At 38.0% G+C, this 24,427-nt stretch carries 27 protein-coding genes and 1 other annotated feature; of the genes, 20 read left to right on the forward strand and 7 right to left on the reverse strand.

Annotation, left to right across the window (positions count from 1 at the left end; genetic code table 11):
- The first annotated feature begins 257 nt into the window (after window positions 1-257).
- The 12 genes from infA to rpsI all read left to right on the forward strand — a co-directional run bounded on the left by infA (window position 258) and on the right by rpsI (window position 7,628).
- Window positions 258-476, forward strand: coding sequence for a translation initiation factor IF-1 (gene infA, locus F0527_RS14550; RefSeq protein WP_038179110.1), 219 nt, complete (start codon window positions 258-260; stop codon window positions 474-476).
- 37 nt (window positions 477-513) lie between these two features.
- Entirely contained in the window at window positions 514-627 is a 114-nt protein-coding gene (gene rpmJ / locus F0527_RS14555; protein ID WP_000868344.1) for a 50S ribosomal protein L36, read from the forward strand.
- 24 nt (window positions 628-651) lie between these two features.
- A complete protein-coding gene (gene rpsM / locus F0527_RS14560; protein WP_066790872.1) occupies window positions 652-1,017 on the forward strand; it encodes a 30S ribosomal protein S13 in 366 nt (121 codons plus the stop codon).
- Between the two features lie 25 nt (window positions 1,018-1,042).
- Window positions 1,043-1,432, forward strand: a complete 390-nt coding sequence (rpsK, locus tag F0527_RS14565; protein ID WP_066790867.1) for a 30S ribosomal protein S11 — start codon at window positions 1,043-1,045, stop codon at window positions 1,430-1,432.
- Between the two features lie 133 nt (window positions 1,433-1,565).
- On the forward strand, window positions 1,566-2,510 hold the full coding sequence (locus F0527_RS14570; RefSeq protein ID WP_066790865.1) for a DNA-directed RNA polymerase subunit alpha: 945 nt from the start codon (window positions 1,566-1,568) through the stop codon (window positions 2,508-2,510).
- A 51-nt stretch (window positions 2,511-2,561) separates the two neighbouring features.
- A complete protein-coding gene (gene rplQ / locus F0527_RS14575; RefSeq protein ID WP_066790864.1) occupies window positions 2,562-2,942 on the forward strand; it encodes a 50S ribosomal protein L17 in 381 nt (126 codons plus the stop codon).
- A gap of 392 nt (window positions 2,943-3,334) precedes the next feature.
- On the forward strand, window positions 3,335-4,180 hold the full coding sequence (locus F0527_RS14580) for an energy-coupling factor ABC transporter ATP-binding protein (RefSeq protein ID WP_150285386.1): 846 nt from the start codon (window positions 3,335-3,337) through the stop codon (window positions 4,178-4,180).
- Entirely contained in the window at window positions 4,156-5,028 is an 873-nt protein-coding gene (locus tag F0527_RS14585) for an energy-coupling factor ABC transporter ATP-binding protein (RefSeq protein WP_150285387.1), read from the forward strand. Before F0527_RS14580 ends, F0527_RS14585 begins: the two co-directional genes overlap by 25 nt.
- Entirely contained in the window at window positions 5,025-5,828 is an 804-nt protein-coding gene (locus tag F0527_RS14590) for an energy-coupling factor transporter transmembrane component T family protein (RefSeq protein WP_066790861.1), read from the forward strand. Before F0527_RS14585 ends, F0527_RS14590 begins: the two co-directional genes overlap by 4 nt.
- A 20-nt stretch (window positions 5,829-5,848) precedes the next feature.
- Complete coding sequence (truA, locus tag F0527_RS14595) at window positions 5,849-6,592, forward strand: tRNA pseudouridine(38-40) synthase TruA (protein ID WP_150285388.1); 744 nt, start codon at window positions 5,849-5,851, stop codon at window positions 6,590-6,592.
- A 184-nt stretch (window positions 6,593-6,776) separates the two neighbouring features.
- Window positions 6,777-7,214, forward strand: a complete 438-nt coding sequence (gene rplM, locus F0527_RS14600) for a 50S ribosomal protein L13 (RefSeq protein WP_066790859.1) — start codon at window positions 6,777-6,779, stop codon at window positions 7,212-7,214.
- A gap of 21 nt (window positions 7,215-7,235) precedes the next feature.
- On the forward strand, window positions 7,236-7,628 hold the full coding sequence (gene rpsI, locus F0527_RS14605) for a 30S ribosomal protein S9 (protein WP_066790857.1): 393 nt from the start codon (window positions 7,236-7,238) through the stop codon (window positions 7,626-7,628).
- A gap of 297 nt (window positions 7,629-7,925) precedes the next feature.
- On the opposite strand, the gene F0527_RS14610 is transcribed toward rpsI, so the two are convergent.
- Both F0527_RS14610 and F0527_RS14615 read right to left on the reverse strand, forming a co-directional pair.
- Window positions 7,926-9,308: an SMI1/KNR4 family protein gene (locus F0527_RS14610; protein ID WP_150285389.1), complete on the reverse strand. Its 1,383-nt coding sequence runs from the start codon at window positions 9,306-9,308 to the stop codon at window positions 7,926-7,928.
- A 160-nt stretch (window positions 9,309-9,468) separates the two neighbouring features.
- Complete coding sequence (locus F0527_RS14615) at window positions 9,469-10,002, reverse strand: VanZ family protein (protein WP_150285390.1); 534 nt, start codon at window positions 10,000-10,002, stop codon at window positions 9,469-9,471.
- 600 nt (window positions 10,003-10,602) lie between these two features.
- Between F0527_RS14615 and F0527_RS14620 the strand changes: the two genes are divergently transcribed.
- On the forward strand, window positions 10,603-11,664 hold the full coding sequence (locus tag F0527_RS14620) for a suppressor of fused domain protein (RefSeq protein ID WP_150285391.1): 1,062 nt from the start codon (window positions 10,603-10,605) through the stop codon (window positions 11,662-11,664).
- A gap of 247 nt (window positions 11,665-11,911) precedes the next feature.
- On the opposite strand, the gene bla is transcribed toward F0527_RS14620, so the two are convergent.
- Window positions 11,912-12,838 (reverse strand): class A beta-lactamase, encoded by a 927-nt coding sequence (bla, locus tag F0527_RS14625; protein ID WP_223823620.1) that lies wholly within the window; start codon window positions 12,836-12,838, stop codon window positions 11,912-11,914.
- Window positions 12,839-13,126: 288 nt separating this feature from the next.
- Here bla and F0527_RS14630 point away from each other — a divergent pair, with 288 nt between their 5' ends.
- From F0527_RS14630 to F0527_RS14640, 3 genes are all read left to right on the forward strand, one after another.
- Window positions 13,127-14,902 (forward strand): BlaR1 family beta-lactam sensor/signal transducer, encoded by a 1,776-nt coding sequence (locus F0527_RS14630; RefSeq protein WP_370454696.1) that lies wholly within the window; start codon window positions 13,127-13,129, stop codon window positions 14,900-14,902.
- A 28-nt stretch (window positions 14,903-14,930) separates the two neighbouring features.
- A complete protein-coding gene (blaI, locus tag F0527_RS14635; protein ID WP_150285393.1) occupies window positions 14,931-15,320 on the forward strand; it encodes a penicillinase repressor BlaI in 390 nt (129 codons plus the stop codon).
- 135 nt (window positions 15,321-15,455) lie between these two features.
- Window positions 15,456-15,845 (forward strand): collagen-like protein, encoded by a 390-nt coding sequence (locus F0527_RS14640; protein WP_150285394.1) that lies wholly within the window; start codon window positions 15,456-15,458, stop codon window positions 15,843-15,845.
- 201 nt (window positions 15,846-16,046) lie between these two features.
- Here the strand turns inward: F0527_RS14640 and F0527_RS14645 are convergent, their stop codons facing one another.
- Entirely contained in the window at window positions 16,047-16,586 is a 540-nt protein-coding gene (locus tag F0527_RS14645) for a PadR family transcriptional regulator (RefSeq protein ID WP_150285395.1), read from the reverse strand.
- Window positions 16,587-16,631: 45 nt separating this feature from the next.
- On the reverse strand, window positions 16,632-17,819 hold the full coding sequence (locus tag F0527_RS14650) for a YhgE/Pip domain-containing protein (protein WP_150285396.1): 1,188 nt from the start codon (window positions 17,817-17,819) through the stop codon (window positions 16,632-16,634).
- Window positions 17,820-18,142: 323 nt separating this feature from the next.
- Window positions 18,143-18,357 (forward strand) — a binding site (T-box leader).
- 45 nt (window positions 18,358-18,402) lie between these two features.
- Here F0527_RS14650 and proS point away from each other — a divergent pair.
- From proS to F0527_RS14665, 3 genes are all read left to right on the forward strand, one after another.
- Window positions 18,403-19,839, forward strand: a complete 1,437-nt coding sequence (proS, locus tag F0527_RS14655; RefSeq protein ID WP_150285397.1) for a proline--tRNA ligase — start codon at window positions 18,403-18,405, stop codon at window positions 19,837-19,839.
- Window positions 19,840-19,956: 117 nt separating this feature from the next.
- A complete protein-coding gene (locus F0527_RS14660; RefSeq protein WP_150285398.1) occupies window positions 19,957-20,670 on the forward strand; it encodes an N-acetylmuramoyl-L-alanine amidase in 714 nt (237 codons plus the stop codon).
- A gap of 70 nt (window positions 20,671-20,740) precedes the next feature.
- Window positions 20,741-21,805 carry an Mrp/NBP35 family ATP-binding protein gene (locus F0527_RS14665; RefSeq protein WP_150285399.1) on the forward strand — a complete coding sequence of 355 codons (1,065 nt, stop codon included), beginning with the start codon at window positions 20,741-20,743 and terminating at the stop codon, window positions 21,803-21,805.
- Window positions 21,806-21,853: 48 nt separating this feature from the next.
- On the opposite strand, the gene gerD is transcribed toward F0527_RS14665, so the two are convergent.
- A complete protein-coding gene (gerD, locus tag F0527_RS14670; protein ID WP_066790833.1) occupies window positions 21,854-22,471 on the reverse strand; it encodes a spore germination lipoprotein GerD in 618 nt (205 codons plus the stop codon).
- A gap of 148 nt (window positions 22,472-22,619) precedes the next feature.
- Here gerD and F0527_RS14675 point away from each other — a divergent pair, with 148 nt between their 5' ends.
- Window positions 22,620-23,342, forward strand: coding sequence for a KinB-signaling pathway activation protein (locus F0527_RS14675; protein ID WP_147197369.1), 723 nt, complete (start codon window positions 22,620-22,622; stop codon window positions 23,340-23,342).
- A 41-nt stretch (window positions 23,343-23,383) separates the two neighbouring features.
- On the opposite strand, the gene F0527_RS14680 is transcribed toward F0527_RS14675, so the two are convergent.
- Window positions 23,384-24,016, reverse strand: coding sequence for a hypothetical protein (locus F0527_RS14680; RefSeq protein WP_066790831.1), 633 nt, complete (start codon window positions 24,014-24,016; stop codon window positions 23,384-23,386).
- Window positions 24,017-24,427 lie beyond the last annotated feature (411 nt).

Below are 24,427 nucleotides of genomic sequence, written 5' to 3' on the forward strand. Positions count from 1 at the left end.
TAATGGGTTTCGTGGAAAAGTATCTGTGTAAACGGGTATGCAGGATCTCATCTAAAGTAGCCGGGGAACGTGTGGGTATCAGGGCCATCCTGTGGCACATAGTCTTGGTTCGAGAAGCGAAGCCTGATGAGCGTCTTTCGAACATCTCTCATATAGTCTAAACATATGTTGAGCAAGCAGGCTACTGTTGCAACAAATTCTGCAGAATTTGATCATAGATCTGAATTGCATATATATATAGAAGGGAGACAGGGTCGATGGCGAAAGACGATGTAATTGAAATCGAAGGCACAGTTGTTGAAACTTTGCCAAACGCGATGTTTAAGGTAGAATTAGAAAATGGTCATACAGTGCTTGCCCATGTATCGGGTAAAATTCGTATGCACTTTATTCGAATCCTGCCTGGAGATAAAGTAACAATTGAACTATCTCCGTATGACTTAACTCGCGGTCGTATCACATACCGTTTTAAATAATCTTTTGCACTCCGGACCACTAAGGAGGTTAGGTTAGATGAAAGTGAGACCATCTGTGAAACCGATCTGCGAAAAATGTAAAGTTATTCGCCGACGCGGTAAAGTAATGGTAATTTGCGAAAATCCTAAGCATAAACAAAAACAAGGATAATTCCCAAGGAGGTGTACATCATACATGGCACGTATTGCTGGTGTTGATATTCCACGCGAAAAACGCGTTGTAATTTCATTAACATACATTTTTGGTATCGGAAACACTACTGCTAAGAAAGTTCTTGCAGATGCTGGTGTTTCAGAAGATGCTCGTGTTCGCGATTTAACTGAAGACGAATTAAACAAAATCCGTGAACAAATTGATAAATACAAAGTAGAAGGTGACTTACGTCGCGAAACTTCTCTTAACATTAAACGATTAATGGAAATCGGTTCTTACCGAGGTATCCGTCATCGTCGTGGCTTGCCTGTTCGAGGACAACATACTAAAAACAACGCTCGTACTCGTAAAGGTCCACGTAAAACTGTAGCTAACAAGAAAAAATAATAGGTAAAGGAGGTTTCTTCTTAACATGGCACGTAAACAACAAACTCGTAAACGTCGTGTGAAAAAGAATATCGAATCCGGTATCGCACACATCCGTTCTACATTTAATAATACAATTGTAACCATCACTGACATGCAAGGTAATGCTGTTTCTTGGTCTTCAGCTGGTGCACTAGGATTTAGAGGTTCACGTAAATCTACACCATTCGCTGCACAAATGGCTGCTGAAACTGCTGCTAAAACATCTATCGAACATGGTTTAAAAACTTTAGAAGTAACTGTTAAAGGTCCTGGTGCTGGTCGTGAAGCTGCTATCCGTGCACTACAAGCTGCTGGCTTAGATGTGACTGCAATTAAAGACGTAACTCCAGTTCCTCATAATGGTTGCCGCCCACCAAAACGTCGTCGTGTATAATAGTTGCAACTCACTAACGTATTGAGTACACTTTTTATACGCAATTAGAATATAATCATTTTGATTGGTTAGCATTCGATTTTATGATGGAAATAATACCATATATTCGATGTTTTGAAGGAGGGTAAATTGAATGATCGAAATTGAAAAACCAAAGATTGAAACCGTTGAGATCAGCAATGATTTAAAATACGGCAAATTTGTTGTAGAACCACTTGAACGTGGGTATGGAACTACTTTGGGTAATTCACTACGTCGTATCCTTCTGTCTTCTTTACCAGGAGCTGCTGTAACTTCAATCCAAATTGACGGCGTACTTCACGAATTCTCTACTATTGAGGGTGTTGTAGAAGATGTTGCATCAATTATTTTGAACATTAAAAAGCTAGCTTTGAAAATCTATTCCGATGAAGAAAAAGTTATCGAAATCGATTTTAAAGGTAACGGAGCAGTAACTGCTGCTGATATTACTCATGACAGTGATGTAGAAGTATTGAACCCAGATCTATACATTGCAACGGTTGCTACTAACGGCCATCTTCGTATGCGTATGTATGCGCAACGCGGACGTGGATATACTTCAGCTGATCAAAACAAACGTGAGGATCTTCCTATCGGCGTGATCCCGATCGACTCTATTTACACTCCAGTTTCACGCGTCAACTATACAGTTGAAAATACTCGTGTTGGACAATCATCTGATTACGACAAACTTTCACTTGATGTGTGGACAGATGGCAGCATCGGTCCAAAAGAGGCGATTTCGCTCGGAGCTAAAATTTTAACCGAGCATTTAAACATCTTCGTTGGTTTAACGGATGAAGCAAAAACTGCTGAAATCATGGTTGAAAAAGAAGAAGACCAAAAAGAAAAAGTTTTAGAGATGACGATTGAAGAACTTGATCTTTCTGTCCGTTCTTACAACTGCCTAAAACGTGCTGGCATTAATACTGTCTTAGAACTTGCTAACAAGTCTGAAGACGATATGATGAAAGTTCGTAACTTAGGACGTAAATCATTAGAAGAAGTTAAATACAAGTTAGAAGAGCTTGGTTTAGGATTACGAGAAGAAGACTAAGCGTATATAAAATAACTTAGATCAGTAAGTGTATAAAGGAGGGAAATATCCATGGGTTACAGAAAACTTGGACGTACAAGTTCTCAACGTAAAGCGATGCTGCGTGATTTAGCAACTGACTTAATCATCAATGAACGCATTGAAACTACAGAAACTCGTGCGAAAGAATTACGATCAGTAGTTGAAAAAATGATTACTTTAGGTAAACGCGGTGATTTGCATGCACGCCGTCAAGCTGCAGCATTTATCCGTCGTGAAGTAGCTACTTCAACAGATGCTGAAGGTAATGAATCAACAGTTTTTGCACTTCAAAAATTGTTTGATGATGTAGCACCTCGCTACGCTGACCGTCAAGGCGGTTATACTCGTATTATGAAAGTTGGACCACGCCGCGGTGATGGTGCACCAGTCGTTGTAATTGAATTAGTTTAAGTATAACGATTAATTGAGGGTGTAATTGTTCATCATATTTTGAACTGACTTACACCCTCTTTTTTCCAAATAGAAGATTTATACGACAAATTTAAAAGCTGAGTGTTATGATGAGCGGCACCTTATGCTGTCTCGTTTAGCTCTACGTACCCCGTTCCCGTTAAAGGCCTGAGCAACCTTTTTACGCGAGATCTCAAAGCGCATTTCTCTGAATGGGGTGCGCGCTTTTTTATTTATAATAGCTGGATATCTGAATCGACTTTTGCCTTAATGGACAAAGTCGTATTTTTTTACACTTTAAAATGTTTGACTAGCATTCATACATAAAACAATGTAAGTTAAGAATGAGTTGAGCAGAGCCAAGAACAGTTTAGCGAGAGGAGTATAAGCACATGCGAGAAATACTAACATTGAACAACGTTACGTTTACATATGCCCCTGAAGACAGTTCAATTAAGAATGCGATTGAAGATGTCTCATTTAGTGTTCAAGAGGGTGAGTGGATTGCCATTGTAGGACACAATGGATCAGGTAAGTCTACGATTGCCCGTCTTATTAACGGATTAATTTTTCCTCAAAATGGAACGGTAGAAGTAATTGGAGAACCACTAAACGAGGATAACTTGTGGAATAGCCGCTCTCAAATTGGAATGGTATTTCAAAATCCAGATAACCAATTTGTCGGTGCAACAGTTCAAGATGATGTAGCGTTTGCATTAGAGAATAATGGTGTGCCACATGAAGAAATGGTGAAGCGTGTTAGGGAAGCCTTAAAGCAGGTGAATATGGATGGCTTTTTGAATCATGAACCAAGTCATCTATCTGGAGGCCAAAAACAGCGTGTCGCTATTGCGGGCGCTCTCGCATTGCAACCAAGAATGCTTATTTTGGATGAAGCCACGTCTATGCTTGACCCTAAAGGAAGACAAGAGGTGCTATCTATTGTACGAGAACTACGCGAAAAAACAGGGTTAACAGTTTTGTCTATTACGCACGATTTAGAAGAAGCCATGATGGCAGACCGCTTATTATTTATGAATGGCGGAAAGAAATTTGCAGAAGGAACGCCGTCTGAGATTTTTGCAATGGGTGATCAATTAGTGGAATTGGGGCTTGATTTGCCTTTTGCTTTAAAGCTGGGTAAGCTTTTGCAAAAAAACGGTGTTAACCTTAGCGGCGAGCCTATGACAGAAGAAGAGTTGGTGAATGATTTATGGATATCAAACTTCAAAAATTAAGCTTTGCCTATGCCCCTGGCACACCGTTTGAAAAAAGGGCTTTATTTGATGTGGATTTAGCCATAGCTTCTGGTAGCTATCAAGCGATTATTGGACATACTGGTTCTGGTAAATCGACAATTCTTCAACATCTCAACGCTTTATTAAAGCCTATGGCGGGTTCTATACAGATTGGTGATAAAGTAATTACGGCAGGCAAAAAAGAAAAAGATTTGCGGCCGATTCGCCAAAAGGTAGGGATTGTTTTTCAGTTTCCAGAACATCAATTATTTGAGGAGACGGTGCTAAAGGATATTATCTTTGGGCCGATGAATTTTGGTGTTCCTGAAGAAGAAGCTATGGAAAAGGCTCGTGACTTGGTCAAGTTGGTTGGTTTGCCAGAAGCAGTGCTAGAAAAGTCGCCATTTGATTTATCTGGTGGACAAATGCGCCGTGTGGCAATTGCGGGCGTGTTAGCAATGGAGCCTGATGTCATTGTCTTGGACGAACCGACGGCTGGGCTTGATCCTAGAGGGCGTAAAGAAATTATGGACTTATTTTATCAACTACACCAAAAACGCAATTTAACCACCATTCTTGTAACACACAGTATGGAAGATGCCGCTCGCTATGCGGATCAAATTGCTATTATGCATGAAGGGCGATGCGTTTTAACAGGGACGCCAAGAGAAATCTTTAGTGATATCGAAACACTGTCAAATTACCGTCTCGAAGTTCCGCAGATTATTCACTTTCAGAAGCAGCTAGAACAAAAAGCTGGCTTCTCGTTTCCAAAACTATGCCTTACAGAAGAAGAGTTTGCATCAATGATTTCTGAATGGCTTCAAGAAAGGCGGAATCAATTATGATGGATAAGCTTATATTTGGCCGTTTCATCCCGGGTGACTCTTTTGTCCATAGGTTGGATCCGCGAGCAAAGCTTATTTTTGTATTTGCCTTTATCTTTATTGTTTTTATCGCGAATAACACAGCTACGTATGCTGCGTTGCTCATCTTTACAATACTTATTATTCTGTTGTCTAGAATTAAGCTTTATTTTTTGATTAATGGTTTGAAGCCCATTTTGATTTTAATGGCGTTCACTTTCTTCTTGCATATTTTCTTCACCAAAGAAGGGGATATACTTTATCATTGGAAGTTTATTACGATTTATGAAGAAGGCCTTCGCCAAGGGATCTTCATATCCGTCCGTTTTTTAGTACTTGTTTTTGTTACGACGGTTTTAACACTGACGACTTCACCTATATCCATTACGGATGGTATGGAAGTGTTATTAAATCCATTGAAAAAATTAAAGCTGCCGATTCATGAATTGGCATTGATGATGTCCATTTCTCTACGCTTCATACCTACTTTAATGGACGAGACAGATAAGATTATGAAAGCACAAACAGCAAGAGGTTCAGACCTTACGTCAGGACCAATTAAAGAGCGTATAAAGGCTGTTGTCCCATTATTAGTGCCATTGTTCGTCAGCGCCTTTAAACGTGCTGAGGACCTTGCTACGGCTATGGAAGTACGCGGTTATCGCGGCGGAGAGGGAAGAACGCGTTACCGCCAGTTGAAATGGCATGTTAGAGATACAATTGCCGTGCTATCAATTGTTGTAATGGGTGCTGTGCTGATTTATTTGAGAAAATACAGTTAAAGATATAGGAGAATGGACAAATGGAAAAACGGTTGAAAGCGACCATTGCCTATGACGGTACAAACTTTTCTGGTTATCAAGTGCAGCCCAATCAGCGCACAGTACAAGAAGAGCTAGAAAAAGTCTTAACAAAGATGCATAAAGGAACCAAAGTAAATGTTACGGCAAGTGGCAGAACAGATGCCAAGGTACATGCGACAGGGCAAGTGATTCACTTCGATACATCATTGGATATTCCACTTGAAAGTTATAGAAAAGCACTAAATGTCCAATTGCCGACAGATGTTCGTATAAAAGTGATGGAAGAAGTACCTGAGGATTTTCATGCACGCTATAAGGTGGTGAGTAAGAGATATCGCTACATATGGTCCTGTGAAGCCATACAAAGCCCTTTTAGGCGATTTTACGTCACGCCTACTAATGGAATAAGGCCTGATATTAAAAAGATGATAGAAGCAGCTCAGCACATTATTGGCACTTATGACTTTTCTTGCTTTTGTGCAGCAAATACGAGTGTAAAAGATAAAGTGCGTACAGTTACTCTATTAGAATTTGAATGGCATCAGGATGAGTTGCACATGGTAATTGAAGGGAATGGCTTTTTGTACAATATGGTACGAATTATAGCAGGTACTTTATGGGAAGTTGGGACCGGAAAAAGAAAACCAGAACAATTGACTGAGATCATCGCTTCCATGAATAGAGGGAATGCCGGCAAAACAGCGCCAGCACAAGGTTTGTACCTTGAAAAAGTGAGCTATTAAAGCGAAAGCAACATGACCAGGTGTTTTTCTTGAAATGCTTGACTTATAATTCTATTTGGGTTAAGATGACATATGGTATTTTCATTACCCCACAAGATAAGCCCCGAATCTTAGCTTTTGAGGATAAAGAAAACAATTGGAACAGACAATAGAACAATCATTTGAATTGTAGGAGGATACTAAAATGCGTACAACATTCATGGCTAAAGGTCACGAAGTAGAACGTAAATGGTTAGTAGTAGACGCTGAAGGCCAAACTCTTGGTCGCTTAGCTTCTGAAGTAGCTGCTATTTTACGTGGTAAACATAAAGCAATCTATACACCAAACGTTGATACAGGTGATCACGTGATCATCATCAATGCAGACAAAATCGAATTAACTGGTAACAAATTAAGAGACAAAATTTACTACCGTCACACTCAATTTGCTGGTGGTTTGAAACAACGTACTGCTGGTGAAATGAAAGAAAAATACCCAACTCAAATGCTTGAGTTAGCAATTAAAGGCATGCTTCCTAAAAACACTTTAGGTCGTCAAATGTTCGGCAAATTGCACGTATACACAGGTTCTGAACACCCACACGCTGCACAAAAACCAGAAGCTTACGAGCTTCGCGGATAATAATTAGAGGAGGATACAACCTTGGCACAAGTTCAATATATCGGCACAGGCCGTCGTAAAAGCTCAATTGCCCGCGTACGTTTAGTACCAGGCGAAGGCAAAATCGTTATCAACAACCGTGACGTTGAAAACTACGTCCCATTCGCATCACTACGCGAAGTAATTAAACAACCATTAGTAGCAACTGAAACACTAGGTAGCTACGATATTCACGTAAACGTAAACGGCGGTGGTTTCACTGGCCAAGCTGGAGCAATCCGCCACGGTATTGCTCGTGCGTTGCTAACAGTTGACCCTGATTTCCGTCCAGCACTTAAATCAGCAGGTTTACTAACTCGTGACCCACGTATGAAAGAACGTAAAAAATACGGTCTTAAAGGCGCTCGTCGCGCACCTCAATTCTCAAAACGTTAATTTTGGCGTTTCAAGACTCTCAGTCATTTGGCTGGGGGTCTTTTTTATTGTTGAAACTTTTCAGCAGTACTAACAAACTATGTAATGGACTTCCGATATAATGAATTATACTTGTAGGAGCAGAAGGCAGTTTCTATGTAATGGCTAACGAGTATATATCTAAACTCGTCTCAGAAAAAAATTTATAACGAGGCTGCTTGAAAGGGAACATATAGATATATAATTTTAGATAGGAGATTACAAGGAGAAGAGCCCGCTTTTAAAGCGAGCTCTGTTCATTATAGGGGTATACACAACTTAGGCTTCTTGTAACTTATTAATAACTTCTTCTGAATATGAATCAGTAAACCGAATAATCCCGTGGTCCTGTATAATCCGTCCTTCTTTTTTGCGGACATCCAGCCAATCTGTAATGAAAGAGGGAGCATATCCGCCTTGACCGAATTCTCCGCCAAATGCAATTATTTTGGGGTAGGCCGCCACATATTGATCACGACTGGTGTCTAGATAGGACTTCGTATACAACCAGAATTGGACATCATACATGAGATACGATAATTCATCAGCTTGAAAAGAAAAATTGCCTTTCTCTTCACAAATCTGTGTACAGATAGTCCGGACTTTCTGTTCAACTTGGTCCACTTCGGTTACCCTTGAGCACAGTTCCTCCAGCAGAGGAGAAAATTTACCATGGGCTACTTTATCTAGAGCTTCTTCTTTGTCTTCCTCAGAAGTATCATATTCTTCATCGTTCACTAGGCCTTTGATAAATTCTTCAAAATTATCGGCAAGGAAGGTAATTTCATAATCGTCTTCTTGATCGACATGAACAACTTCTGGTTCACCATCTATACCGCAAGCTCGATAGTCTAACATAACAACATCATGTCCGGCTGAAGGACAATCACAAATTACAACACCAATGTCAGGGTATCCCCATTCATCAATCATAAATTGGCTACCTAAGTCTCCACACAAAGAATAGCTTTTCTTACGGCCAATTCCCATGATTCCTGTAATGGCAATATGATCCTCTGCCCAGGAAGTGGGATCCTTTGTTGGGAAGTTGGTGTTGTTCGGCACACCGCCATTCCGTTGCTTCATCAAATCAATATAAGAAGAAGGAAGCTTGTATCCAAGCTCTTTCTCTATCGAATCAATTAGTTCATCTGTCGGTAGCTCAGATTGATAAGACTCTCTCGCATACTCGCTGTCCTCCCAGAAATCAGCTAAAAACATATCCGAAAAAAGAACTTTCCCATTGACCGATTCGCCACGTGCCATGGAAGCTCCCTTTTTGGAAAGGCGAAGTTTTTCTCTTTTCTGCTTCTCCGCTTTTTGGCTGCTCCGTGTTAAAAAATACTCTGTATATTGATCTCCAGGGTCTAGTTGATCAGCTCTGCTGAAGGCTTGAGCCGATTCCTCATAACGCTTTAAATAATATAAAGCAAACCCTACCCGATAATGCCAGAGAGAATCCTGTTTGCCAGCCTCAGAAATTTTATCAAAGTGATAGAGCGCTTCTTCGTAAAGCCCCATATTGGTATAGGCTCTGGCCAAAAGGCTGATTGAGTCATAGTCCTGTTCTTCCTCAGAAATTGTTAAAAGGAAATCGATAATTCGTTGATGTTCATCTGATTCATGCCATTCGTTTAATTGATCAATTAAATTTTGTTTCATTTCTACCTCCCAATAATTTATAAAATAATTTCATATGTATCTGGTTATATAACATCGTAAATGATAGAAAATGCTGCAGCTGAACATTTCCACTTATACTTAAACCTAAGGACAAAATTAAAAGTACAAAAAAGAATGGTTACACGATTACATATCTCATTCAATATTTGTTCCTAAAGCGCCTTCTTAAAATTTTTAAAACTGGCAAACAAAGTATATATCCGATAAGAAAACTCACATTATATAAAAATATATCGGCTAAGTCGAAAATACCGACTTTTAATTGAGCTTGTAAATATTCGATTAAAATTGCAAACACTTCAAAAGCAATTAATCTCTTCATAAACGTTTTTAATATGTTTGTGTATGCTAATAAAAAGTACATTGGTAAAAAAATCAAGAGATTAATAACCATAACAATCAGTGAAAAATTATCACTTTGAATGTCAGAAATAAATCCAAATGGATTCCAGGCATATAATGCAATTTTCGCGGAATATTGCTGATCAGGGCGAAGTAAGCCCAATACTAAAACCAGTAAATAGAGTGCCAGGAGTATGTATCTATCAGTTTTAGTGTCCAGATTAAATATGATGCTCAATAATACATAGACAGTGAAAGTTATTATAAAAATTGCTAAGATGTTCTTTTCAGTATTCTCCATGTTAGCAAAAAACATAGGCAAGATATTCATGAAGAATCCTATATAGCAAGACACCTGCTATAACGCTAATTGAAAATAACAAAACCTTCATCATCTTTTTTGATGTTAATGACTCAATCACAATCGCTCTCTTTCTTTTAAATTTTTTAACTAAGAAGACTCAAACTCTATTAAATGCCTTTCTTAGGACAACAACTCCACCCTATCATGAATAAAAAAAGTTTTCAAAATATTTATCAAAAGTATATTTAGTTTTACATTTGTAACCTCCTCTGAATCGTCATTTATGTGAAAGGAGCATTCGTTTTAAATAAAGAGGTTGCAAAGAAGCTTGCTCAATTAATTACAGTGGAATTATTGCCAGAACGGAGGGCAGAAAATTTTGCTTTTGCATTCTTTTTTTGTTTTATTTAGTAATCCAGACACTATAGAAATACTGCATAAAGAACAGAAGAGATTACTATTTCTATAAAGGCGGCTATAATGTTTGAACAATTTAACCATATTTTACAATAATGCTGATTTACCATTATAATTTATACATATTATTGGAACTTATGTAAAGGGATGATTGCTTTTCCAATCGAGAAAAAGATAATAATAGATACATTTTAAAATGGAGGGAAAATAATGACGAAAGAAGTTAACACCACTGGATGGGATGCAATTGATGAAGCAGTAACGAAGTTATATGGGGAACAGGAGCCAAAGCATTATGGTACGGTGCTTCCTTATATGCTTGGCGGACAAGATCCATTAGATGGACTTAGTGCTTACAAAGCAGAAATACCTTCTCCTCATTGGCATATTGTAACTTTTGGTTTCTCTGAGCTTTATGAGAAGGAATCAAAGAATACTGATTTTAGCGGCTACGGGTTTGAGCTTTCTTTCCGGGTTGCCCGCAGTAAGGATGAGGAGGAGCCTCCTGCATGGGCATTAAATCTGCTTCAAAACATGGGGCGATATGTATTTAACAGTAACAATATTTTTGTCGCAGGGGATTATTTAGATGCGAATGGCCCAATCTGCTTGGGAGCAGATACAGAGCTAACTGCTCTTGCCTTTATCTCTGATCCAGAATTGGGTACATTGCATACGTCTAACGGACGCGTTGAGTTTCTTCAAATGGTTGGGATTACTGAGGATGAGCTGGAGGCCATGAAAATATGGAACACAAGAGGTTTACTTGAAGCTGGAGAAGCTGAGATTCCCGGGTATATTACAGACTTATCCCGAAATTCTATGCTGCGAATCCCTGCTGTTCAGGAAAGTGTTCAAAAAGGTATCGAACGTGACGGCTCGAGTACTGGTTTATTATTTGTGGATCAATTGGACTGGAAATCTGGTAAGAATGGTTTGTTCAAAAAGAAGCCATCTGTGCTCACACTAGGAGCAAAACAAGCAGAAACAGTTGGGAAACTACTACGAGGCCGACTGCTTAAGGGGAAAAATTTAACTTTAACAAATAATGAGATTAGCGTAATATTAGAACCCGCTTCAATGACTGAAATTGAAGTAGATGAGCATTTGGTCCATTTAAAACTTGATGAATCGGTCGTCAACGAGCTCATGAGTAAACTTCAACCAGAAGAAGGAGAAATTCGTTTGTTATCTAATAAAGGCTTCGTGATCCAAGTCGTTAAAACGTACATTAAAGATCAAGATGGGAATGTTATTTCTACCATCGGATAACAGGATCTTTGTGTGAGTCAATGTGTTCAAACCCTCTCTCGAAATACCGAGAAAGGGTTTTTTGATTATTTATGAGTAAATTTGAATGAACCAAGAATTAATGGCCGAGTAACATATGGATAAATAATTAAGAAACCCAACTAACTTCCACAAGAAAGTAGCTGGGTTAATAAAATCTATAATAAACATGGTTAAGTTTAGCCATGATAACAATATAAACTGAAATATCTCAGTCCTATTTTGTTTATTATTTTAAAGCGTTTACTACAACTTTCGCAGCTTTTGCAATAAGAGCATCATCATAGGTTGCGTCTTTCGTATTGCGAGAAGAAAGGATAGCGATTACTATTGGTTTTCTATCGGGTGGCCAAACAACTGCAATGTCATTACGTGTTCCGTAGCCCCCTGCTCCACTTTTATCAGCAACAACCCAATCCTTAGGTACACCTGCACGTATTAATGTGTCCCCTGTAGCGTTCCCAACTAGCAAATCGGTTAGGAGAGCCTTCTTTTTTGTAGGAAGTACGTCACCAATCACGAATTTTTGAAGATTTGAGGCAAGTGCTCTCGGTGTACTTGTATCACGAAGGTCTCCGGGAGTGGTAAGGTTTAGTTCAGGTTCCAAACGATTAGACTGTGTTACCTTATCTCCCATCATCCTTAAGGCTTTTTCAAATCCAGTAGGACCTCCTAATTCATTGAAAAGTAGGTTTCCTGCTGTATTGTCACTATACCGAATAGCAGCAGTCGCAATATCCTTCACTGTCATTCCTTTATCTACGTATTTCTCAGTGATAGGTGAATAGGTAACCAAATCATCCTTAGTGTAAGTGATAATCTTATCAAGATCCTTCATGGATTTTTGCTTAAGCATGGCACCTGCGGCAAGTGCTTTGTAAGTAGAAGCAAAAGCAAATCGTTCATCTGATTGATAGCTGACGCTCTTTTTTGTTTTCGTATCAATCGCATAAACACCAAGACGGGCATCGAACTCACTCTCCAGCTGTTTGAAAGCTTCTTCAGTATGCGTGTCTTTTTCCTTAGTTGTTTTATGCTCGGGTGAAGCAGCAGAAGAATTAGTTGCATTTGTGCAACCAGCCAGCATGATTAAACCTAGCAAAGATAAAAGGAGGGTTTTATTTAGTCTACATAATGTATTCGTTAATTTCTTCAAGTTATAACCTCATTTCTATTTCATCATTATTGTCTTAAATAGATTAAATCGTCTCCACCTTTCACACCAAATGTATTACACGTGTAATACAATACTACAATTGTAATCCATATTGGTCAACCTTTTTTAACAAGGGGGACAACATAATGCATCAGTAGAGAGGGTGTTTGATAAACCATAACCGTCATGATAATATTTGAATATTACAGTTGTAGTTTTAAGGAGATTTTATTTAACTTCTTCGAATGAACAAAAGATAGACGTATTTTGTTTTAATTGGATATGGAGGTGAAAACATTGCTTTTTACATACTTCATCATTTGTTTTATAGTTTCTTCTTTAACGGTTATAGGAATTATGCTGGGAAGGAAAATTTTCCGAAAGCAGTTATCTGTAAAAGGGAAATATCATATGTGGTTTTTATTGATGGTGGCCTTAATTCTGCCATTTATTCCGTTTCAGTTACTGCCTATTAAATATCCTTCTATCGATTTGGGTGTCAACCAACATAATGAACGAAATCCAGTGTTGGCGAGTACAGAAGATGTTCAACATTCGAATTGGATACAGGGTTATTCCTTATCTATTCATCGCATTAATATAGAATTTCTGGGTACGGTATTAACTTATATATGGATCGCAGGAATGCTAGTTATGTTATGGCTAGCAATAATTGCTTGGCTTGATATAAAGAAAATTAAACGAACAACATCCCCCTTAGTAAATAAAGATATACTGTTTTTATTTGAACAGTGCAAAAAGCAATTAGGTATATCGGGACAGATAGCAGTAGGGGAGTCAAAGCTTGTCAATTCTCCGATGATAATCGGTCTTCTAAGAAATTATGTTGTATTGCCTTCTAATTTTGATCAATGGCTGTCAAAAGATGAAATCAAATATATTTTTCTACATGAACTTAATCACTATAAATATAAAGATACAGTTGTAAATTACCTTATCCTCTTTTTCCAAATTATTTACTGGTTCAATCCACTAGTTTGGATAGCTTTCCGCAAGATGCGCTTGGATCGGGAAATCACCTGCGATTATGCAGTTTTAGCTTCCTTAGATGAGAATTACCACAAAGAATATGGGCTGACGATTATCCATTTTATAGAGAAAGTCTCGCAGCAGAAAAACCTAATTTTAGCCAATCAATTTAATGGCTTCAAAGAGCAAATGAAAAGCCGTATAGAGCATATTGCTTGTTATACAAAGGAAACAAAGCTTTTGAAACTGAAGAGTATAGTGGTTTTTATGATGTTAGGCATATTGGTGGGGAGTCAGGTTCCATTCATTTCAGCTATGGCTCAGAACCAGAATCGTTATGAGTTTATGAGTGAAAAGACTAGTTATTTGGATCTGAGTAATCTTTTCAAGGGGTATGATGGAAGCTTTGTCTTATACGATAACCAGGCTGATCAATATAAAATATATAATAAAGATAAAAGTACACTTCGAGTTTCTCCAGATTCTACTTACAAGATTTATAGTGCATTAATCGGATTGGAGTCCGGTATTATTTCAGGTGAAAATTCTAGCCTAAAATGGAATGGGACCAAGTATCCTTTTGATTCTTGGAATTCAAAACAAAATTTGTCGACTGCGATGGAAAATTCAGTGAGCTGGTATTTTCAAGAGTTAGATAGGCGAAATCAGACTGCAATCATTGAATCCTATTTAAAACGAATGAAATATGGCAATTCCGATATGTCGGGCGGGGTCAGTCAATATTGGCTAGAATCATCTTTAAAAATATCGCCAGTTGAACAAGTACAGTTATTAAAAAATTTCTATACTAATCGGCTAGGGTTTAAGGATAAAAACGTCCAAGCGGTTAAAAAGGCAATCAAACTCGAGCAAAAAAATGGGGTACTGCTTTCTGGGAAAACGGGTACAGGCGTTGTCAATAACAAAGAAGTGAATGGTTGGTTCATTGGATATATTGAGAAGAGGAAGAATACGTATTTCTTTGCAACCAATATTAAGCGAAAAGAAAAGGCATCGGGTAAAAAGGCGGCAGAAATAACTTTGTCCATTTTAAAGGACATGGGAATATATTAATTATTGATCTACTAAAGGAGGTTGTATGATGTCTAAAAATATTCCCAATATATCAGAGTCTGAATGGGAAGTGATGACGGTGCTTTGGAAAGAGGCGCCGCTTACTGCAAATGATGTAATCTCCGCCCTACAGAAACGAACTGATTGGAAATCAAAAACAATACGCACGCTCTTAGATCGTCTTGTCAAAAAAGAAGTCGTGGGAGTAAATAAAGAACAAAGGGTGTATACCTTTTTTCCGCTGTATGAGCAGGATGAATGTCAGCGTGCAGAGGCGGAATCGTTTATTAAACGTATTTATGGCGGCACACTGAAGTCTATGTTAGTACAGTTTATCCAGGAGGATAACTTATCCGAAGAGGATATACAGGAATTAAGATCCATTCTAGATCCGAAGCCAAAAAAACAAAAACAGTAAGAATGCCCATATATCAGGGTATTCTTTTTTATTTTGTATCAATTGGTACTCTATTTGATCTGAGAGTAATTGAACACAAAAGGACAATACAACATACACTACTTTAGAGTTTTATTTAAGGTGGTGATTTTTAAAATGAATAATCCATTCCAATTTCCAAGTTTCCCAGGGTCATCAGGAATGCCAGGTTTCCCAGGGTCTTCATTTCCAGGAATACCGGGGATACCAAGCTCTCCAGGACCATCATTTCCAGGAACGCCAGGCACTTCACAGGCACCAACTGCTCCGCCCCCATCATTTACTCCGCAACGATCAACAACTGTTTCACCATTAGCAGTAGATCCAGGAGCAATTAGAATGTGTCTGTTCCGTAATACGTACGTATGGCTAAACAATGGTGAAGCATTTTGGTACTATCCTGTTTTCGTAGGTTCAAGATCCGTTTCAGGTTTCAGATGGACTGGTTGGACCTGGGTGATTTTTGGTATTGATACAAGGAGAATTAGCTCGTTTACATGTTTTTAAAAACAATGTTGCCAAGGGCCTTGGATGAATAAGCCATCGTATCGTTATCTTGTTTGATGTACAATATTGAACATCCATATTTATCATAAAAACCTCTTTCTGATATAGCATCGGAAAGAGGTTTGGTATATAAGTTGTTATCAATTAATGTTAGAAAAAAGCCAGCTCTCCTTAATTAGGAAAACTGACTATTTTCATCTGTTATAGCTGTCCTTGTTGAATTCGATTAATTAGTTCCTCAAGCCAGAAAATCGTGTGTTCGGTTTTGGTCGATACATAACCTGTCATGTAGTTTACAAACTTCTCACTATCTTCATCTAGCTCAATCTGGTCTTTGAACCCAATTACGTGCGCCCATTGGCTTTCAATGTTTCGAGCTTTCTTTTCTAATATCTCTATTACTTTTTCTCGGTTCACATATTTAATATTTGCTATGCCCACGACCATATCTGTAATTTCTTTGGCATTCTCAAATAACTTGTATATGAGTTTGGGCAGCTCTTCGCGACCTTTTTCGGTAATCGCAAATACTTGCTTATCTGGTCGATTTTCTTCTTTTTTAATCTCAATAATTTCAATCAACCCTTTTTTAGCTAGGGAGTCAAAATTATAATATAGCTTACTTTCTGTTAATCCAGCTATTTGATCTAATGGAATCGGATCGGATAGGTGTTTTTTTAATTTATAAGGGTAGTTGGCACCCTCCATCAGTTTGCTCAATATAAAGATTTGAATAGACATACTAACACTCCTTCAAGAAGCATGTTAACTCTATTGTAACAAAAACTAGATAGTTGCTTCAGTCGAATTCTTTAATTTGTCTTCTTCAGTTGAAGATTCCTCTACTGGGATAGGTTTGTGAATAAATGCCACAATCCCAATGTTAATCAACATAGCAGCTGCACCTACTGCAACCATTGACCAAATATATGGACTTGCACTGATGCTTCCGTATAAGTCAGCAAAGTATCCTTGTACAGAGTAATACATTGGTGAAATATAGCTCATCCATTTATACGGCAAGTACATCATATCCCGGGAAATAGTCGCGCCGTTTGCTAGTGTTTGAATGAGTAAAATTGGTAAGTTGAAAATCATCCCTACTTCACCAACTAAAAAGATTAAAATGGCTGTGAAGTTGAAGCAGACCATATAATTAAGAATTTGGTGTCCTAATACGCTGAAGAATAGACTGCCGCTTGGTTTATTAATTAAATATGCAATCCCTGTACCGGCTAGTGATGATATTACTGCCACTAACAATGCTGTTAATTGTACATAGCAGAATAAGCGAGTTTTACTTGCTTTTCCACGACTGCTCTTGAATACGCCTACTAATTGCATGGCACCAATCATCGCACCTGTATAACCAGCCATCGTTAAGAACATTGGCAACATGTTATTATTCATACCATCTGGCATCTCGTTAATTTTTACGACGTTTCCTACATACGACGTTTCAATCTTTTTGGCTAATTCAGCCGCTTGTTCTTTTGGTACATTCACGTTCATTAGAATGCCTTCTGCTGTCTGTTGAGAAAATTGAGTGCTAAATTGGTTATTGATTGCCGTAATGACAGAATTGATAGAAGAGGAAACGGTTGTAGCTCCGGCTTCATTGATTGTAAAGTCGATGCTTGAAGATGTTTCACCTTTTTGCATATTCTTAGAGAATGTTTTTGGAATGTGTACAACTAACGCTAAATCATTATGTTCTAAGTCCTTTAAGGCTTTTTTATTTGTTAAATCCATTTCAATTTTTTTAAACGGTAGCTTCTCTTGTAACTGATCGGCAATCTTTGCACCGTATTCACCAGTATCATCATTAACTATGGCTATTGGTAATTTATCTATATTTCCTGGGATTGCTGAATAGCCAGGCAAGAAGATCCCTAACATGGCAACCGCATAAAATATGCCCATGAATATGGCTCCGATTGCCCCTTTTGTTTTTAAGAATTGAGTAAACTTCATTTGTTGAATCCTTCCTTTTGTTAAGTTCATTTATGCTTTATTTAAAATACTTTAATCAAAGTACTTTTTAAAAAGTATGTTAGTAGTTTATTTTAATTTAATCAGAAAGTCAATTGAAAAACGTGTTATTATCGTGAACCATTTGATAGAAGAACCAATTATAAAACCCCCTATCCATCGTCGAAAGTAACGGTAGGGGGAGCAGACTTATAAATCTTCTATCCATATTAGAAAAAGAATATGTTAATATGGTATACAAATTAGCATTTGTGTTGATACTAATGATTGAAGTATCTGAAACAAGTTGATATATTTGTTTATATATATAATCAGTGAAGTGATCAAGTAAATAAGAATTGTGAACCAGAAAGTATAGCCTAGGCTGGAAGCTATATCACCTCTTCTTATTGAACCCTGCCACGGAGATGTTAGTGAAAAGCTAACCGAGTCGTTTCGTTATAAACGTTTAGAGGGCATAAAGTTTATTTACGCCGAACTAAGGTGGTACCACGTCTACTAGCATAAAGACGTCCTTATTTGGACGCTTTATGCTTTTTTTATTTTTTCTAAGGAGGAAAAGAAAATGTCTCAAATGACAAACAATTTTTCAAAATGGTATATTGATACAATTCAAAAAGCAGATTTGATTGATTACACTCCAGTACGTGGATGTATTGCATTCAAACCTGACAGCTATGAGATATGGGAACATATCCAAGCGGAGATGGATAAACGATTTAAAGAAACGGGGCACCGCAATGCATACTTCCCAATGTTAATTCCTGAATCTTTTTTCCAAAAAGAAAAGGATCATATTGAGGGATTTTCACCAGAGCTTCCTTGGGTGACAGAAGCAGCAGGAGAAGAATTAGAAGAGCGTTTGGCGTTACGTCCAACTTCTGAAACGATGATTGGCCATCTATATTCAAACTGGATTAAAAGCTACAGAGACCTTCCAGTTTTAATTAACCAATGGGCAAATGTATTCCGTTGGGAAAAGAAAACTCTTCCATTCATTCGTACATCCGAGTTCCTGTGGCAAGAAGGTCATACTGCACATGTAGATGAAGAAGAAGCACGCAAAGAAACGATGCAAATGCTATCTATATATAAAGAGGTAGTTGAAGGACTTCTTGCTATCCCTGTTTATGATGGGCAAAAGACACCATCAGAACGTTTTGCCGGTGCGGTTGATACTTTCTCTATTGAAGCGATGATGAAGGATGGAAAAGCTGTACAAGCGGGGACTTCTCATTATTTAGGTACAAAATTTGCGGAAGCATTTGATATCAAATACTTGAATAAAGAAAACAAGCATACTTACGTGCATACAACTTCTTGGGGAACATCTACACGCTTGATTGGTTCTGTTATTATGGTTCACGGTGACGAAAAAGGCCTTGTCTTGCCACCAAAGATAGCACCTACACAAGTGGTACTTATTCCGGTCGGTCCATGGAAAAAGAATCCTGCCATTGTTGAGAAACTCGATGAAATTTTCGCGGCATTGAAAGCGAAAGGTATTCGTGTTAGTCTGGATGATTCAGATCAATCGCCCGGCTATAAATTTAATGAATGGGAGCTGAAAGGTGTTCCTGTCCGTATTGAACTTGGTCCTCGTGATTTAGAAAATCAGCAAGCTTTAATGAAAGCACGCGATGAGGATGAAAAAGTTTCAGTATCTTTAGATGCAGTCATTGAACATGTAGAAAAAGAACTTGAAATGATGCAAACACGCCTTTTGGAAAAAGCAAAAGCTTTCCGAACAGAGAATTCACACACGCATATTGAAACATTGGATGAGTTAACAACCCATTTAGAAAAGTCTAAAGAACAAGAAACCATTCCTGGTTGGGTTTTAGCTGGCTGGTGTGGAGATGACGCGTGTGAAGAAACGATAAAAGAAAAAACAAAATTCACTACGCGAAACATACCATTCAATCCGCCAACAACAAAGCATACATGCTTGAATTGTGGAAAAGAAGCAAAACATACAGTGTGGTTTGCCCGCGCTTATTAATACAAATAAACAAAGCCCCTTTCTCATACAACAGAGAAGGGGTTTTTGTTTTGCTTATGCACCGACATATCGGGACAGTCTTCCGCATATGGTATGGTAAAAAGGTGGTGTCTGTGATTGAAACGTTGGATGATATGGAGTGTTGTTTTAGTAGCTTGTATTTTCATAGTTGTGTATGAAACCAAAGCATCTAATCGCGGATTCTTTATTTCCGAGACCTTGGGTGGCGTCAAGATAGCATTGGATGCGGGACATGGGGGGATTGATGGAGGGGCGTCTACAGATAAGTTGATTGAAAAAAATGTAACGTTGGCTATTACGAAAGAAGTGGAAAAGCTTTTAAAGAAAAAAGGCGCAACGGTATATATGACAAGATCAAAGAATGATGATGTGATCGCCGAGCATACACCTAAAGCTGAATTTAACACATTGAGAGAACGCAAAAAGCAAGACATATTTTTAAGAGAAAAATTAGTAAACAAGGAAAAACCGGATTTATTCCTAAGCATACATGCAAATGCTATTCCTGAAACAAAGTGGCGTGGAGCTCAAGTATTTTACCATGCGAATGGGCATCCAGCAGGAGAATTGTTAGCTAATTCTATCCAAGACTCCATCAAGGAGAACCTAAAAAATACAGAGCGTGAAGCGCTAGCTATTAAGCAAGTATATTTGCTGAAAAAAGTGAAAATGCCAGCTGTATTAGTTGAAACCGGCTTTTTAAGTAATCCTGAAGAAGCAGAGCTATTGTCTTCTCCTGATTATCAACGAAAAATGGCGGAAGCAATTGTGGATGGTATTGAACGCTATTCTGAATCCTCTATTGAATAAGATATGCCATAATACTTATTTGTAAGCGTTATGATATACTAAAGGCAAACGCAATAGAGGAGTGTCTACAGTGATTAATGAACAACAAGTTCTGGAATTAGTGGGAGCATTAAAAGATCCTTTTCTACATAAATCCTTAAAGGAAACTGGTGGGGTTTTAGAGGTTTCAATTAAAGAAGAGAAAGAACATGTCAGTGTAAAAATTGCAATTGCGAAAACAAATACACCTGAACAGCTTTCTCTTCAAATGGAAATCGTCAATACATTAAAGGAAGCAGGATTTAAAACAGTCGGCATCAGATTCCAAGAACTTCCTCAAGAAAATATCGAGCAATTCCGTGGAACTGCCACTCGTGCAGAAGCACAGGATTTGTTATCGCCTTTAAATAAAGTGAAATTCATCTCCATTGCGTCAGGTAAAGGCGGAGTGGGGAAATCTACTGTCGCTGTCAATTTAGCGGTTGCTTTATCACGTTTAGGGAAAAAAGTAGGCTTAATTGACGCAGATATCTATGGCTTTAGTGTACCGGATATGATGGGTGTACAAACTATGCCAATTGTAGAAGAGAATCGTATAATCCCTGTGGAACGATTTGGAGTAAAAATGATTTCAATGGGCTTCTTTGTCGAAAATAATGCACCAGTTGTATGGCGCGGACCTATGCTTGGCAAAGTATTGGATCAATTCTTCCGTGATGTTGAATGGGGAGAGTTAGATTACTTATTATTAGACCTTCCTCCGGGCACTGGGGATGTTGCGCTTGATATTCACCAAATGTTGCCAGAATCAAATGAAATCGTTGTAACAACGCCACACCCAACTGCAGCATTCGTAGCAGCTCGTGCTGGTGCTATGGCTATCAAAACAGAGCATACAATCCTTGGTGTGATTGAAAATATGTCTTGGTTCCAATCTGATGTATCAGGTGAAAAAGAATATGTATTTGGAAAAGGCGGCGGTCCAAAGCTAGCCGATGAATTGCGAACTGATTTACTTGGCCAAATACCTTTAGGACAACCAGATTGGAATGAAGTTGATTTTGCGCCATCTGTTTATGCCAAAAATCATTCAACAGGTCAAATTTATTTAGAAATTGCACAGCGTGTAAGTGATAAATTAGAGCAAGAAGATTAAGGTAAAAAAAGTAGGGATGAAGCTAAATGCTTCATCCCTTTTTCATGCTTACTTACCGCCAACTCCTTTACCGGAGCCGCCGCCACCGCCACCTTGGCCACCATCACTGCCGCCACCGCCATCTGAAGACTTAGACTTTTCTCCTGACGATTCAATTAGCTTTGCCCACTTTTCTTGTAGCATTGGGCTTTTTATGACTTCAGCAATCACTTTTTCTAAATCTTCTTTAGAGCTTGCTGATTTCATGATTTTTTCTAATTGTTTTTGCATGTCGGGTTGAGAGAAAAATTGTTCCAAGTCTTTTTGGAAAGAGGCATCCTTCATTAAATCTTTCAGTAGATCCTTTTGTTCCTTTTTCAAGCTTTTCGCAAATGTTTCGCGGAATTTAGGATCTTCAAATTGGGTTTTCCAATATTCTTCGGCCTTTTTAGAAAGCAATGTGTCCTCTATAGCAGAATTGACATCATCATGCTCGAGCACAAGCATATCCTTCATGGCCGGATCTTCTAGAAGTTTTCGTATGACCTTTTTTCCTTCCTCTGTTTGCAATGCATCTAGAGTGGATTTTTTTATATCTTCATACGATTGGCTTTGAGGAGGAGCAGCAGCGGAACAACCTGTTAAAAGAGCAAGAAGAAATGTAAAGATAATGGCTTTTTTATACATAACCTTCCCTCACTTTTGTGTATCAGTCGTTTCATTTATTGTTCACAAAAGCCCGTGTAATATGTATGGGGAACGAGAAGAAATAGATTTTTTAAATATTCATGTTAGAATGAAACAAGAACTTCTAAAAAAATGGAGGACACTCGTTGTGACGATACGTAATTGGTTGAAGTTTGCTTTAAGAGCGTTGATTATAGGCGGCTTGGTCACTGGGGTTATGAGTTTAATCGTTCGGTGGGGAAATTTTTATGGACCGCATTTTTCTAATGGTGAACTAACAGAAGCAATCAGTGGCTTATTGTGGTTTGTATTTCTTGGATTTACAATTAGCATGGTTTGCCAAATGGGGTATTTTGCCTATCTGACGGTGCATCAAATCGGGGTAAATATTTTCCGCTCATTAACTTTGTGGAATTGGGTACAACTATTGTTGATGATTATAGCGATTGCAGATGTGGTTTATTTCCGTTTTAGGCCATATGCCGATACTGCAAATGATTGGTTCCTATACATAGGTTTATTAGCGGTATTATTAGTAGCTGCTTTTTTGACGGCTATCAAAAAAGTCAAAATGACGAATAAAAAGCATATCCTTATCTCCGCTTTATTTTTCATGGTTTTTGTAAGTATTATCGAATGGCTGATTGCGCTTTGGGTTCGTACTGAAGGAGGCAATCAATATATCACGATTTTATTATTCCCAATTTTGGCTGTTAATGCATTCCAACTACTGGAATTACCTAAATATAATGCACAATCAGCAGCTGATTTGAAGAAAAGGGAAGAGCGCCGTAAAGAACATAATGCCAACGCTACAAAACAACAAGCGAATAATCAACAAACAAACCGAAAAAAAGCGAAACAAAAGTAAAGAAAGGCTATTTCCCTGGTTATGGTGAAATAGCCTTCTTTCTATTTAGGATACTTTTTAGTGGTTGCGGAATAACCAAAAATAACTTCTTCAATTTGTCCAAATTGGTTACTCTCAATTAGTCGCTCTAAGTTTTTTATGGTGATTCTTTCTTCTTGATGATAAGGGATGGCAATAATGTCTCCGTTTGAAACCTTTATTTCTTTTGAATTTGTGCCCATTTTAGATGCTGCTAACATATTGATCTTTTGTTTCCATAAAGCATTTGAAACGTTTGGCAGGAAGATGTAATCTTTCGTTCTGAACCAAAGTGGAGGTTGTTTCATAATGGTGTTGAACAATTCTATATCTTGTTCCAGTTGAGAAGGGTTTTCCTCATATATTTCACTGCTTTTGCCTAATAAACCAACAGGAATGTTTTTAGACTTAATGACTTTTACGAGAGTTTTAGAACGTTCTAATAATGCTGGGTCTACCATTAATAATGGGTAAGGAGATTTTGTTTCGTTTAGCCATTTGATAAATTCCTCATCGGCATATGAAAGATCAATTGTTAATGCCTTTCCGTATGTTCCCTTTAAAATAACGTTTGGCTCATCTGTTAACCGAAATACACTAAGTAAATTGTTTTTAGTCGGAATAAAGACGAGTAGAATAGCTAACATTACTATCATCAGTAGCAGTATTCTTTTAATCAGTATGCTCACCTCCAAAGTATATATATGTTAGAGGCTTGTATTTTAAAACTTTATAAAAAAATAGTTGACTCATTTATAGTAAGAGAGTATAGTTGTTAACGTTGACTCGTCAGAATGAGCAAGACTGATAGTAGACGACTTAAATTATTTTAAAAAAGTTGTTGACTAATGATTTTAACCATGGTAAGATAGTTAAGTCGTTAAGGCGACAACGAAATGAACCTTGAAAACTGAACAAGCAAGATGTTAATCATTTAAACTACTAACAACTGTTAGTTTTAAAGTCATCATCGTAAAGATGATGCGCTAGTGAAATTTTGAGCAATCAAACACTTTTATGGAGAGTTTGATCCTGGCTCAGGACGAACGCTGGCGGCGTGCCTAATA

The organism is Rummeliibacillus sp. TYF-LIM-RU47, assembly GCF_008638315.1.
GTDB lineage: Bacteria > Bacillota > Bacilli > Bacillales_A > Planococcaceae > Rummeliibacillus > Rummeliibacillus stabekisii.